A 13,643-nucleotide genomic window follows, 5' to 3' on the forward strand; every position below is an offset into this window, starting at 1 on the left:
TAGTGATTTTCATGCGTGTCATTAGCGCACAATGATAAATATAAAAAGAATTACAACAGGACGCTTTTACCATGCAAGATCACGATTGTTCACCGCTTAGCGATTTTATTGAATATCCACCAGAGCAAATGCGACAGCGCTCAGAGCAATTTCTTGCCGATATTTCACGCCGTCATTCCATTCGTAAATTTAGTGATAAGCCTGTTGCTAGGGAAGTTATCGAAAACTGTATAAAAGCGGCTGGACGAGCGCCAAGTGGCGCCAATCACCAGCCTTGGCATTTTTGTGCGATTGAATCGAGCGATGTGAAAAAGCAAATTCGCCAGCAAGCAGAACTTCACGAGCAAGGTTTTTACAGTGGTCGTGCCGGTGATGAGTGGTTAGATGCGTTAAAGCCATTGGGCACCGATGCCAGCAAGCCCTATTTAGAAACTGCTCCGTGGTTGATTGCTATTTTTAGTCAGAAAAAGGGGGGCTTAGATGTTAAGGATCGCAACACCAACTATTACGTGCATGAATCGGTTGGTATTGCTACTGGTTTTTTAATTACCGCGCTACACAACGCCGGTTTAGCAACCCTAACCCACACGCCAAAGCCAATGTCATTTTTGAATAAGATTTGTCAGCGAGGTGATAACGAACGCGCCTATATGCTGTTAATTGCCGGTTACCCCGCAGCGGACGCCACCATCCCCAAACACGCGCAACATAAAAAGCCATTTGACGATATTTGCACGTTTTTATAAGTCTGTTTGGTTATTCGTTGCCATGCCTTTCGACATGGCGACGTAAGTACGGAAAAAATTCAAGAAAATGACGTTCATATACATCGTAGTGAGTAATTACTTCATCAATAGCGCCTGCTAGCTGATTTTTAAAACGAATTCGCTTTGACATTGAATCTATCGCTTGCCCTGTGATAACGAGATCGGCGTACGCCGCCAGCCAATTATCTCGTATCATCGACTCAACAACGCGTGGCATGCGCCCCGGTAGCGGTTCGGGATAAGCTTGTATATTTCGATAAGTTTGCTGACAAAAATGGGGAAGAGTTTGCGGGTGAAATTGTTGCCAATGTTTTGCCAAAAAATGATCAAAAACCACATCACTAATCAAGCCTGAAAAACGCCGGCGTCGCTCACTCAAAAGCGGCTTTAACGAGCGCACCAAATGATGACTATCAGTGTACCTATCTATCATTCGGTGGGTCTCAATACCTCGCAGGGTTTGCTCTGGTAACGCCTCTTTATCCACCCCCTTCATGAAGTCGCCCATTAAATTACCTACGGCAGAGTACGGCGTGTTTTTGGCAAAATAAAGGTGAGCAAGATAGTTCATAGCAACATTGATGCTAGCCGATATCAAGTTCGATATCGGTACAGCCTTTGGGACAACAAATTTTCGCGGGATGATTGTGATTTTTTTCTGTAAAAGCGATCAGTTGGCGACATTTTTTGCAATGAACGCGTCGTCCGAGCAACACTTTTTTGATCAATGCCTTTTGATCGTGAAACGACTTTGCCGTTAATTTACTAACGCTGGTTAATTGTGAAAGGTCAATACCGGACATACTGCTCCCCGATAGCGGTCTGTGTTATGAGCTTTGAGGGGGACAATACCACCCATCGTAAATACCATCAAACTTTCTTGCGTGAGTTTCTAGTAATGATTGATAAGCGACAATATTATCATAGCTCGCTGCCATCTCTGGGTAGGCGGTAATTTCCCATGGATGTTCTGGGTTTTCTAAGTAAGGGCAGAAGGACAATTTCTGATTGTTGGCCAGTAATATATTGCCAAATTTTAACGCTTGCTCCTGAGAGGGAAAGATCACCGAAAATTGAATTTCTCTCGGGCGATTTAAATCGTCTCCCTCTAGTGCCATATGCCACAACATGTTGCCATTGGCATTGCTTGGAAACTTAGCTAAGTCGCGATTTACACTGTAACTTTTAGTTGATTGCTCCATTATAGATACCTGGTCGCTTACCTTAAGTTATTAACAAATATAATAATATATTAAGTTTAGCAGGATTTTGTAATTCTACTTAATCACTCTGTACCCTAGACAGGGTGTAGCTTTCACCAGTCACTATGTGCTCATAGGTAAATTCATTTTCGGTTAATTTTACAATTCTGTAGGCCTGATAATTGTCTTCATTTTCTAAATCAGCGGGGTAATCTTTTCCCGCGATTTGTTCGGATTTGGTAATGGTAAAATGAATATTTCCAACCACCCCCCAATCACCAAACTCACTGATTTCGTCAACTAACGTGCCGTCTTTTTGAAAAACGTAAAAGGTGAAGCAAAAGCTACCATCAGCGCGGAGCTGAGCAAATTCACTATAATGCTCATCGCCCTGTTGTTCTGAGCGGTACCAATGGCCAATAAGTTGCTGTCGGTGATACATAGGAAAAATTATCCAGTCATCGGTTATGCAAATCAATGTCTCAACCTTACCCTATTTATCGTCATTTTTCTGCTATTAATCGGGAATAAGGTTGATTTGTTATGGTGAAACAGCATAATCGAAACAAACTATTGATGATCAGGCCTATTATGAAAACAAAAAACCTGTTAAACATGCCAAAACTCAGTTTGGCCCTTTCCGTGGCTATCGCTTCGTGTTTTAGTCCAATCGCCACAGCGCAAGAGCAACGCCCTTTACAAGTTACCGATGTGATGAAGTTTAAAGAGATAAAATCTCCACAACTCAATGACAACGGTAATTGGTTATCATATGCTACAAAGCCAGATCGAGGCGACAGCAGCTTTCATGTTATCTCGACCATAAACGATTCTGCCTTTAGCGTTGAGCTAGGTAGCTCTGGTCACGTATCCGCCGATGGTAAATACGCCGCGACACTAATCAAACCAAGCTTACTTGAAACCGAGCAAGCCAGTAAAAAAGATAAGAAAAAGCTTAAAAATCAATTGAAGGTTATCAACCTAGCTACAGGTGCTGAAACACTGGCTGACAAAGTTGAAAGCTATCAATTAAGCGATGTCAGTGGCTTTGTTGCATTCACCACCAAGCAAGCTGAGTCTGATAACGATAAACAAGATATTACTTCAAGTGCTGAATCAACAGAAAAAAATGCTGAGCAAATAACATCAGCGACAAGTGAAAAGACTGACGAAAGCAAACCTGCCAAGCTTTACAATAGCAAGCGTATTAAATTCGATTTAACAATTACCAATTTAGCCAGCGCAAATACCCAGCAAATACAAAATGTTGACGCGTATAGCTTCTCTCCCAACAAAGCTCTCTTAGTTTATTCCGTGTCAACCGAAGACGGCAAAGACAACGGTTTATATGCGCTAAACCTTGTCAACAACAGTACTTCTGTTATCAGCAAAACCGATGCGGCAAGTTTTGACCACTTAACTTGGAGCCACAATGGCGACCAGTTGGCGTTTTTAGTCGGTAGCTTTGACGAGAAAAAAGATGTTCGCCAGCACAGTGTCCACATCTGGGATGCCAATAAACAGCGCATCCACAGCGTAGACATCAGTGAGCAACAAAACTGGTTTGTTAGCAATACCAACAAACTGACATGGTCGGTGGATGATGAGCGCTTGTTCTTTGGCTTTAAACCTGTGCTTGAAGCTAGCGACGACATTGATGCTAAGCCAGAAAACCAACAAGACTTATACAATCTCGAAAAGATCACCTCAAAGCGGAATCTACAAGTTTGGCATGGTGATGATGCATTAATTAAAACCAACGAAAAATATCAATATGAAGCCGACCAAAAAGCCTTCTTCACCGCGGTGTATCACGTTGATGATGAAGACTTGGTGATGCTTGCTGATAAACAATTAATAAATGTAAAAGCGACCAACAATGAGCATGCGGTTGTTGGGCAGTCTGACTTGAAGTATCGCAAGCTACGTACGTGGGAAGGGTTCTTTTCAGACTTCTACTTAGTTGATTTAGACGACGGTGATAAGCACCTTATCGCTGAGAAACTCAGTAGCTATACACCAGTAAAAGTTAGTGAGTCAGGTCGCTACGCCGCTTACTATCAAGATGGTGCATATTGGTCGTATGACAGCAAAAGAAAAACCCGAGTCAACTTAACTGCCAATATCGATGTGAGCTTTGCTGATGAAGATCACGACTATCCATCAGCAGCGCCTGGCTATGGTATTGCTGGCTGGTTAGAAGACGATGAAGGCGTTTTAGTTTACGACAAATACGATATTTGGTTATTACCAATCGACGGTGATGATGCCAGCTGTTTAACCTGTACTACAGGCCGCCCAAACTCACTGCGTTTTCGCATTAATGACCTTGATCCAGACAATGACTTCTTTGCTGAAGATGAATCGCTACTGCTAACAAGCTATAACCATAAATTGAAAAACTACGGTTTTTATCAGCTAACCTTGGGCAGTGATGACGCACCAAGCAAACTTGTTGAAGATAACAAAAAGTATCGTTTTATCGGCAAAGCAAAAGACGCAGATAAAATAATCTTTACTCGCGAAGACTTTAACGAGTTTCCAGATATTTGGGTGTCGGATTTAAATCCAGCCAATGGTAAAAAAGTTACCGATGTTAACCCGCAAATTAATGAGTTTTTATGGGGTTCTCCAGAGTTGGTAGAATGGAGCTCGTTAGACGGTGAAAAACACCAAGGTATTTTAATTAAGCCGGCCAACTACATTGAAGGCATGCAATACCCTGTGGTGGTTTACTACTACCGCCTGTTTAGCCAACGTATGTATGAGTTTAATCAGATGAAGGTTAACCATCGTCCGAACTTCCCACTGTACACATCAAATGGCTACGCTATCTTCTTGCCAGATGTGCACTTTGATATTGGCACCCCTGGTGATTCGACCAATAAATCGATTTTGCCCGGTTTGCAAAAAATCATCGACATGGGTGTTGCCGATCCAGATGCTATAGGCTTACACGGCCACAGCTGGAGCGGTTACCAAACTCTGCAAGCCATTACCCAAACCGATATGTACGCTGCCGCCGTGTCTGGTGCACCGGTATCGAATATGACCAGCGCCTATTCAGGCATCCGTTTGGGTACTGGGCTTGCTCGTCAATTCCAATACGAGCAAGGCCAAAGTCGCATTGGCGCCTCACTGTTTGAACGCCGTGATTTATACATTGAAAATTCACCGGTATTTTTTGCCGATCGCATTAATACGCCATTGTTAATGCAATTTGGCGACGTAGATGACGCTGTGCCGTGGCAGCAAGGTGTGGAAATGTATTTAGCAATGCGCCGTTTAGAAAAAGACGTTATTTTATTGCAATACGAAGGTGAGCCACATCACCTGAAGAAGTACCCTAATAAAGTCGACTATACGATTAAAATGATGCAGTACTTTGACCATCACCTAAAAGGCAAGCCGGCGCCAGAGTGGATGACTCAAGGCGAACCGTACCAAGCTAAAGACAAATAAAGTATTGCCAGTGTACAACTGGCTATCAAATACAAAAAACGCCGTACTCTTATCAAGTACGGCGTTTTTTTAAGTCACTTCGCGTTGCGAATATAACGCGTTAAATCGTGGTGCGCTTGTATTGACGATATTCTGGTTTCCAGTAGTTATCTTCGATACTTTGCAATAACTGCTCATCAGATACCTCTAGCGCCAAACCTTGTTCAATTGCGATTTTGCCAATCTTAAAGGCGATCTTCTTACTGATCTCTGAAATTTGCGTCAGTGGTGGTAGTAGTCCACCCTTACCCGTATTAGCCAATGGCGATTCTTCAGCAAGGGTTTCACTGGCAGCCATTAGCATTTCATCACTGATAAATCGAATTTTTGCGGCGACAACACCCAAACCGATACCAGGGAAGATATACGAGTTATTACACTGAGCAATAGGATAGCTTTTACCCTGGTACTCAATTGGTTCGAACGGGCTACCTGTGGCGATCACAACATCGCCCTCAGTCCACTCAATAACTTGCTCTGGGTGCGCTTCCACTTGACGCGACGGGTTTGATAGCGGGAAGATGATTGGCGTTTTAGTGCCAGCGTGCATGGCTTTGATCACTTGCTCGGTAAACAAACCAGCTTGACCTGACACACCAATTAAAATGTCGGGTTTCGCACAGTGCATCACATCTAATAACGAGGCGTATTCGCCCGAAAAATTCCAATCGCTTAACGCATCACTCGACTGCACTAGCTTTTGTTGGAAATCGCGAAGATCGGGCATGCCTTCGGTTAACAGACCGAACCGGTCAACCATAAACACTTGCTGACGGGCTTGTTGGTCGGTTAAACCTTCTGAGGTCATTTGGGCAATGATTTGCTCGGCAATACCACAACCTGCTGAGCCCGCGCCAACAAAGGCGACTTTTTGCTCTGACAGTTTCTTACCTTTAATTCGGCACGCCGCCAATAACGTACCTACTGTTACCGACGCGGTACCTTGAATGTCGTCGTTAAAGCAACAAATCTCATTGCGGTAGCGCTCTAGCAATGGCATCGCATTGGGTTGGGCAAAATCTTCCCATTGCAATAGCACACCCGGCCAGCGACGTTTCACCGCTTGAATAAACAATTCAACAAATTCGTCGTACTGCTCTTGGCTGATACGCTTGTGACGGGCGCCCATATACATAGGATCGTTTAGCAAGGTTTCATTGTTGGTACCTACATCGAGCATGATAGGCATGGTGTAAGCAGGACTGATACCACCGCACGCGGTGTATAGTGACAGCTTACCAATAGGTATCCCCATACCACCAATACCTTGGTCGCCAAGGCCAAGAATGCGCTCGCCATCGGTCACGACAATAACTTTTACTTTGTGCTTGGTTGCATTTTGTAAAATATCATCAATTTGATGACGCTCAGAATACGAGATAAACAAACCGCGATTAGAGCGATAAATATCAGAAAACTTTTCACATGCATCACCCACTGTTGGGGTATAAATAATCGGCATCATTTCTTCTAGATGCGCTTGCACTAAAGCGTGAAATAGCGTTTCGTTTTTATCTTGAATGTTGCGCAGGTAGATGTGTTTGTTCAAGCTACTTCTAAAACTTGAATACTGCATGTAGGCGCGTTCTACTTGTTCATCTATGGTTTCAAAACGCGGCGGGATCAAACCTGTAAGGTTAAAGTTAACTCGCTCTTGAGCACTAAAAGCACTGCCTTTATTCAGCAAAGGTGTTTCCAGCAAGGTTGGTCCTGCATAGGGGATATATAAAGGTCGTTTTCTGCTTTCATTACTCATTGTTTTCGTCCGAAATATAAGGTCTCGTAAAAGGTCGCATATTGTATAGACTTTTCTCAGCCTTGGCTAATATCTATGATGAGTAAATAGCTAAAAAAGTAAAAAAATGCTAGGGCGTGTTGATCTTTGTGGTATAGATTTTGTTCGAGTTAACAGAGATTCTATCGAGGCGCGTCGAGAGAAGTATGGTTATTCCATACGAACGAGCAGCTACCATGAGAAAATGCCTGTTAAACGAATCCAATAATTGCCCCCTTAGGACAGCGTTGATTGAACACTTTTACCGCGTTATTACACACTCACGTGGAATAACGACACAACGCAAGCGCTGCTGTGAAAAAATGTTCACTAAATCGCAGCAAAAACATACAACCATGGTCAACACGGCCAAATTAATCGGCTTCCTCAATCCAGGCCAGTTGTATCGCTTCTAAAATTCGCTCACCGCAGTGATTGGGATCGTCGTCGAAGTTATCCAATTCCATTACCCACTGCATTAAGTCAGTAAAGCGAACTTGGCGCGGATCTACGTCAGGGTGTTGTTCAATTAAGTCCAATGCTATATCTAAAGAATCTGTCCACTTTAATGTCATATTCGCTGCCTTATTCTGTATTAATTATTCACCCCATAGGGTCATAAATAATAACTATAGCCAAAGTTTGCCCTGAGCAAGATAGCCGACCGACAATCGGTTCAGTAAAGACAAGAATACGCGGGATTAACCACCAACGTTTTGATAACTAAAGGTCAGCCTCGAGCGCGAATCGGCAATAAAAAAAGGCCCTATAGGACAGTCCAATCGGGCCTTTTAATCATCTGCTAGCTGACGCTTAATGGATCAACGCGAAGCCACCCGGAACGTGATACACCCGGTTAAAGTTCATCCGTTTCAACATTTTTGCTGCCGTATCCGAGCGATTGCCGCTGCGACAAATACAAACCAATGTCTGCTGATTATTCACTGGCATGTGATGACGAACAAAGTGCGTAAGTTGACTCAATGGCACATTGACCAATGGCTTTTGCTTAAGCTGAGTTTGTTGATGTGCCTCAAATTCATATGCTTCTCGCACATCAATTACCAATACATCATCGTGCTCAGCCAAAAAGTCATTGAGCTGTTCTGGAGCAATATTGACACACGGTTGTGTACTTTGTTGGATATAGCCACAGTAGTGCGCTGGTAATTGCTCGGCAATTTGTTGATCGACTTGCGCCTTGGCATCGACAAACTGTTCTTTGCTGATGCGTTGTAAACACACATCGGCTAACAACGGACTCTCAGCCATTTCAAGGGCAAAGCTAGTGGTAAACAGTTGCTTGTAGTCATGTGCCGGACACAACAAGGTGTCATTGTTAACCAAGCTATACAGCATCTGCAACGAGTCAAATAAGGCCCCGCTGTCACTGTCGGTAAAATCAGAACGACCAATACCACCTATTTGAATGGTATCGCCAGTAAATGCGTAATCAATGTCAACAGCCGTCACAGCCCCAGACGTATTATTGGCAATAAAGTAGCTGACGCTATCGTGTGTATGGCCCGGTGTTTGCAGTTTGATTACTCGCTTCGAACCCAAATTAATCATTGATGCGATAACACCAGAGTCAAACTCTAGCGTCTGACTTTGTTCAATCGGCCAGCCATGTGCATCTACTGGTGTTTGCTCGCTCATTGGTGCAAGCAAGTCAGTTAACTCACTATTACTCACCTGCAGGTCATGTTGGTGGGTGGTTAAGATTGCGCGCACGTGATAGCCACCACTTTCAATAAGGGTGCGCAATTTGTGATTTAGCTCTGCCACCGCATCGATGATAACAACCTGCTTACTCGCTTGGTCAATGTAACACCAAGTGCATTGATTGTTGTATACCCACTGCTGGAGCCCCTCAAACTTGCTGTCTATCGCGTTATCGGGATCGGGTGTTAATAAACCGCTTTGACGCATCGCCACGCCCGCTGAAAAAATAGCTGCGCACGCTCGGTCGATATCCTGTTGCGTTGTCGCTGGACCAAACGACATGCGAATCGCCCCTTCGCTCTGCCATTGTGCTTTTCCCATGGCATCGAGGACAAAACTGCCTGTCACTTTTGAACTGCACGCAGACCCTGAACTAACGCGAATGTTAGCGGCGTCAAAAACATCCATGATTTCTTTACTGCTTAGCCCTTTAACAGAAAAGTTTAACGTTGTCGGTAGTGAGTAGTTAAAGTCGTGATTGAAGACGATTGCCGGAAAAACAACGCCCAGCGTTTTCGCTAACTGTTGGCGATAAGCTACGAGTTGTTGGTGTGTTTTAAATGTCTCATCTGCTGAATCAAGCATTAACTCAAAAATGGCGCGAAGTGCGGCAATACCCGGCAAGTTCTCAGTTCCTGAACGCAACCCTTGCTCTTGCCCCCCGCCGGCAATAAACGGAGTGTAAGGTGCATTTTGACGAACGTAAAGCATGCCGATGCCTTTGGGTGCATAGAGTTTGTGGCCACTAAACGGAGCGTAATCAATTGTCGTAGACGACAGGTTTAGCTTGATTTTACCGAGCCCTTGAACGCAATCAACCATCCAAAGCACCTCTGGATTGCCTTTGCGAATAATTTCTTCTAACGCCAGCATATCCTGAAACACACCGGTTTCATTATTGGCAATCATGGTACATATCAATACGGTATCAGCAATGTGCTCAGCAATAAACTGATGATCTAATAGTCCGTTTTCATCAACAGGTATCGCCACCACCTCGGCACCCACCTCAAGCATATCGTTCCAATGCTTCAAGGTTTCAGGAACCGCCTTATGCTCGGTTGCACCGTATAAAAGCAAAGGTTTTGATGGTGTCATGCCACCTTGCTTTATCGCCGCAAGAGCTGAAATGATTGATGTTTGAATACCTTCAGTAGCTCCTGAAGTGAAAATAATGTCACCGTCATCGGCGCCAATCACTTGGCGGGCCAACTGACGTGTGGATTCAAGAATATATTTAGCTTGAATTCCTGTTGAGTGCGAGGAGCTTGGGTTGCCAAAGCAGGTACTCATGGTGTGCATTGCCGCTTGGGCCGCCTGTGGCAGCACAGCAGTAGTGGCATTATTATCTAAATAGATTTCGTTCTTATTTGCCTTAATATCAGCTAGGTTGAGCATATACTTCTTCTCTTATTACCCTGAATCTCGCTTATTCTAACCAAACATAACTTGTAACTCTAGGTTATAAGAAAGAAATTATTGCGATTTAGGTAATTCGCCTATTTTTGCAAGGTCTCAAGGCGATGTTAACGTATTACACGCAGTAAAACGCTGATGAAAGAGCACAAACTAAGAGGGTGACGGCGACTTTTGGCGCCAAATACAGCGTGTCAATGATGTCAGCAGGGTTTAATGTTTAAGGGCTTAATATCGTTGGATTGTCCAATAGAATACCGGTCACACCAAGACTCATTAGTTTTTCAAGTTCTCCACGCTGCGGGGCGCCAACGGTAGTCCACACAGGCTTGCCAAGGCGGCGCAACTGGTTAACTAAATCAGGGTTGGCGTATATCCATTGCGGCCACAAGCGAATGATATCAACGCCGGCTTGAATAAACGGCTCTATATCGTCAATGGTCAAAATAAAACCCAGTGTGCGAATGTTTGGATTGAGTCGGCGAAAAGCGATCAAGTCGTCAACATCACGAGGACCAATTATCACTTTTGATATCGCGTTGTATTGCTCAGTTATGCGAATCACATCAAATGCCTTTATTGGCGGTGTATTTTTAATATCAATTAACAGTGTAATGTCAGTTTCAACCAATAATTGCAGTACTTCTTGGTAGGTTGGTATGCGTTGCCCTCGACCGGCATCGAGTTGTTTAAGCTCTGCCAAGGTGTGATCAATAACCTTGCCACGACCATTGGTTGTTCGATTGACGGTTTCATCGTGGATAACGACAATGGCGCCATCTTTTGTGCTGCGAAGGTCAATTTCAATAACGTCTATGCCATCGCGGATAGCTTGTTCAAATGCCGCCAGTGTGTTCTCGGGTTCGCCCAAGCCTGTTCCGCCCCGATGGGCGATAGCCACTACCTTGTCGGCTAACTCATGCGGGCTAAGGTTGTCAGCCTTTGCCACGGTGTTTACCGAGTTAAAATACAAGACAAATACGGCCACAGTCAGCAATTTTAAAATAGCCCCTCCTCTGGCTCGATCGCCATAGTCAGCCCAAAATCAATTGACATACACAGCTCAGCCGTTGCTAATTCCCGCTCGTATTAACAACGGTCTGATTTATTAAGCTTAGTTTGAACTGCGTGGTTTTAGTAATAACTTGCCGAAAAGGGCTATGCACTGGAGGTATCGATTAATTAGCTACAGTTACTAACGCGTATTGCATTGGCTTGTCGATATAGAAAGGGGTCGCTGGAGCTGATATTGCGCCTGAGAGCAGGGCCAAACAATCTGAAAGAAATTGTATTTTTGCATATACTGATATTCATGGTCATTTCAACAAAGGTTATCCCATGCCCTTAGCGCCCTCAGCAAAAGTTGCTCTATACGCCTCGTTACTCGCGACTTATCTATCGAGCTCTTTATACTCTACCTCTCATGCTGTTGAAATATATAAAGACAATCAGACCTCTGTTAATACACACGGCTATTTGCGCGTTACTTATGAAGACAACGCGGCAGGCGAAGCTTTTACCGATAGTGGTTCGCGCTGGGGTTTTAAAGTCAATCGAGAACTGGCCTATGGTTGGCAAGGTAGGCTGGTAACCGAATGGGCGATGACCTTTGAGCGCTCGCGTAGCTTTGCCGTTGACTTTATCGGTAACGACGCCAATGTTGCCATTGGTGATGCCGGTGAGACGATTTCCTCTCGGCTGGGCTATATTGAGTTTACACACGATGACTGGGGGCGCATTGGCCTTGGTAAACAATGGGGTGTTTATTACGATATTGCAGGTGGTACCGACTTACTGCATTACTATGGAGGTAGTGCTCTAGGTGTATATAAGTTGGGAGCCGATGGTGGGCTGTCTGGAACGGGTCGCGCTGAGCGGGCGATCACTTGGCGAAAATCCTATAACAATTTAAATATTGGCTTGTTGTACCAACCACAAGACGAAGAAATCATTCTAAACTTTCCACGCTGCCGTGACATCGAAGAAGACAACCCTAACTTTGAGCAATGTAACAACCTCGATGGCCAAAGTCTCGGTACAATAGGAACAGGTTATGGTATTTCGCTCAGTTATCAATTTGATATGATTTGGCTTGGAGCAACGTACAATACCTCCAACGTCGATGGCAGTAATAGTTTAAATGACTTTGGTTTAAGCGGCGAGATTGACGATACCATGCAAGCCTTTATGATCAAATACGGTACCTTTAATAAAGGTCTTTATGTTGCAGCTGGTATTGCCGAAGGTGAAAACCATGAAATCGACAACACCGGAAAGTATTTTGACTCCAGAGGCGTTGAAGTCTTAATAAAGTATCAATTTGCCGAGCGCTTTTGGTTTTACGGCGGGATCAATCACTTGGAATCACGGGATAACACTACTCAATACGAAATCAGTTACCCATATATCGCCGCCGATTACCACTTTAAAAACAACGTCGGTGCGGTGTTTGTGGAAGTGAGAAAAAACAATCATACCAACGCCGATGGAAGCGATGGCAATACCCATACCGATATCGCCATCGGCGTACAATTGAACCTATAAAGCAGTCATAGGCGCTGTGAATAAACACTTGGTCAGGAATTAAATAGCCACACTCGATTAAAACGGTGCCGTTGCTAGTACTTCCTCACGGTTGCAGTGCTCGTTTAAAAAACGCTTGAGAGTTGGGTAGGCATCTAAATCGAGTAATTGTCTAAAGACAACCCAATCAAGTAAACAATACAAACAAATACTGGGGTAATGCCAATCGCTGAAGTCGCCCTGCTCGACTAAATTTGATAGATAGCTCAACACCTGCTCAATGCGTTGATGTTGTAACTTACAAAACATGATGTCGTTATCGACATCCACGCCACTTCGCTGCAGTAATAGCAAACTGACAAAGGAATCGTTGGCAGCATCGATCAACGTCAATAAGTTTTCTTGTTGCCAAGACAGTGCGGTTAAAGAGAACTTTTCTTGCAAGTATCTAAAGATCACTCGTGAATCAAGAATACTCTGTTGGTCGTCGAGTAAAAATGGGACTTTCAAACACGGATTGTGTTGTATTAATGTTTGTCTATCACCGTCGCTAAAAATGTCTAAGGCAATAAATTCAAGGTCAATGCTGTATGCGTATATGCGGATGCGGCGCACAAAAGGTGAAGCTGTGGAACCGTAGAGTTTCATCGTCATCGCTCATTATCTGTTCATTTTAAATACTGTACCCCCTTTTATACGACAAAGCCAACAAGCTAGCGTCTGTTGGCTATGCGA

General features: G+C 44.0%; 12 protein-coding genes. 3 read left to right on the forward strand and 9 right to left on the reverse strand.

The features are described from left to right. Positions 1-71: 71 nt before the first annotated feature. Positions 72-746 (forward strand): nitroreductase family protein, encoded by a 675-nt coding sequence (locus tag ACAY30_RS12340; RefSeq protein WP_290250945.1) that lies wholly within the window; start codon positions 72-74, stop codon positions 744-746. 10 nt (positions 747-756) lie between these two features. Here the strand turns inward: ACAY30_RS12340 and ACAY30_RS12345 are convergent, their stop codons facing one another. The 4 genes from ACAY30_RS12345 to ACAY30_RS12360 all read right to left on the reverse strand — a co-directional run bounded on the left by ACAY30_RS12345 (position 757) and on the right by ACAY30_RS12360 (position 2,447). Then, positions 757-1,338: an ACP phosphodiesterase gene (locus ACAY30_RS12345; protein WP_290250944.1), complete on the reverse strand. Its 582-nt coding sequence runs from the start codon at positions 1,336-1,338 to the stop codon at positions 757-759. Positions 1,339-1,351: 13 nt separating this feature from the next. Next, entirely contained in the window at positions 1,352-1,570 is a 219-nt protein-coding gene (locus ACAY30_RS12350; RefSeq protein WP_290250943.1) for a hypothetical protein, read from the reverse strand. 24 nt (positions 1,571-1,594) lie between these two features. Beyond that, entirely contained in the window at positions 1,595-1,969 is a 375-nt protein-coding gene (locus ACAY30_RS12355) for a ribonuclease E inhibitor RraB (RefSeq protein ID WP_290250942.1), read from the reverse strand. Positions 1,970-2,048: 79 nt separating this feature from the next. Then, positions 2,049-2,447: a hypothetical protein gene (locus tag ACAY30_RS12360; protein ID WP_290250941.1), complete on the reverse strand. Its 399-nt coding sequence runs from the start codon at positions 2,445-2,447 to the stop codon at positions 2,049-2,051. Between the two features lie 113 nt (positions 2,448-2,560). Here ACAY30_RS12360 and ACAY30_RS12365 point away from each other — a divergent pair, with 113 nt between their 5' ends. Beyond that, positions 2,561-5,431, forward strand: coding sequence for a prolyl oligopeptidase family serine peptidase (locus tag ACAY30_RS12365; protein ID WP_290250940.1), 2,871 nt, complete (start codon positions 2,561-2,563; stop codon positions 5,429-5,431). Between the two features lie 100 nt (positions 5,432-5,531). Here the strand turns inward: ACAY30_RS12365 and ACAY30_RS12370 are convergent, their stop codons facing one another. The 4 genes from ACAY30_RS12370 to ACAY30_RS12385 form a co-directional block, all read right to left on the reverse strand. Further along, positions 5,532-7,226 (reverse strand): NAD-dependent malic enzyme, encoded by a 1,695-nt coding sequence (locus tag ACAY30_RS12370; RefSeq protein ID WP_290250939.1) that lies wholly within the window; start codon positions 7,224-7,226, stop codon positions 5,532-5,534. A 392-nt stretch (positions 7,227-7,618) separates the two neighbouring features. Continuing rightward, a complete protein-coding gene (gene iscX / locus ACAY30_RS12375) occupies positions 7,619-7,819 on the reverse strand; it encodes a Fe-S cluster assembly protein IscX (protein ID WP_290250938.1) in 201 nt (66 codons plus the stop codon). Between the two features lie 238 nt (positions 7,820-8,057). Beyond that, positions 8,058-10,367 carry an aminotransferase class V-fold PLP-dependent enzyme gene (locus ACAY30_RS12380; protein ID WP_290250937.1) on the reverse strand — a complete coding sequence of 770 codons (2,310 nt, stop codon included), beginning with the start codon at positions 10,365-10,367 and terminating at the stop codon, positions 8,058-8,060. 238 nt (positions 10,368-10,605) lie between these two features. Further along, positions 10,606-11,373 (reverse strand): glycerophosphodiester phosphodiesterase family protein, encoded by a 768-nt coding sequence (locus ACAY30_RS12385; protein WP_290250936.1) that lies wholly within the window; start codon positions 11,371-11,373, stop codon positions 10,606-10,608. A gap of 350 nt (positions 11,374-11,723) precedes the next feature. On the opposite strand from ACAY30_RS12385, the gene ACAY30_RS12390 reads away from it, so the two are divergent. Next, the gene (locus ACAY30_RS12390) at positions 11,724-12,929 is read left to right on the forward strand and encodes a porin (RefSeq protein ID WP_290250935.1); all 1,206 of its coding nucleotides are present in this window, start codon (positions 11,724-11,726) and stop codon (positions 12,927-12,929) included. Positions 12,930-12,986: 57 nt separating this feature from the next. Here ACAY30_RS12390 and ACAY30_RS12395 read toward each other — a convergent pair whose 3' ends face one another. Beyond that, a complete protein-coding gene (locus ACAY30_RS12395; protein ID WP_290250934.1) occupies positions 12,987-13,556 on the reverse strand; it encodes a glutathione S-transferase family protein in 570 nt (189 codons plus the stop codon). Positions 13,557-13,643: the final 87 nt, after the last annotated feature.

This window comes from Thalassotalea ponticola, assembly GCF_041379045.1.
GTDB lineage: Bacteria > Pseudomonadota > Gammaproteobacteria > Enterobacterales > Alteromonadaceae > Thalassotalea_A > Thalassotalea_A ponticola.

Bases quoted from the DNA above. Each gene is read 5' to 3' on its own strand.
- ACAY30_RS12340 (WP_290250945.1), top strand. From the start codon at position 72: ATGCAAGATCACGATTGTTCACCGCTTAGCGATTTTATTGAATATCCA.
- ACAY30_RS12345 (WP_290250944.1), bottom strand. From the start codon at position 1,338: ATGAACTATCTTGCTCACCTTTATTTTGCCAAAAACACGCCGTACTCT.
- ACAY30_RS12350 (WP_290250943.1), bottom strand. From the start codon at position 1,570: ATGTCCGGTATTGACCTTTCACAATTAACCAGCGTTAGTAAATTAACG.
- ACAY30_RS12355 (WP_290250942.1), bottom strand. From the start codon at position 1,969: ATGGAGCAATCAACTAAAAGTTACAGTGTAAATCGCGACTTAGCTAAG.
- ACAY30_RS12365 (WP_290250940.1), top strand. From the start codon at position 2,561: ATGAAAACAAAAAACCTGTTAAACATGCCAAAACTCAGTTTGGCCCTT.
- ACAY30_RS12370 (WP_290250939.1), bottom strand. From the start codon at position 7,226: ATGAGTAATGAAAGCAGAAAACGACCTTTATATATCCCCTATGCAGGA.
- iscX (WP_290250938.1), bottom strand. From the start codon at position 7,819: ATGACATTAAAGTGGACAGATTCTTTAGATATAGCATTGGACTTAATT.
- ACAY30_RS12380 (WP_290250937.1), bottom strand. From the start codon at position 10,367: ATGCTCAACCTAGCTGATATTAAGGCAAATAAGAACGAAATCTATTTA.
- ACAY30_RS12390 (WP_290250935.1), top strand. From the start codon at position 11,724: ATGCCCTTAGCGCCCTCAGCAAAAGTTGCTCTATACGCCTCGTTACTC.
- ACAY30_RS12395 (WP_290250934.1), bottom strand. From the start codon at position 13,556: ATGAAACTCTACGGTTCCACAGCTTCACCTTTTGTGCGCCGCATCCGC.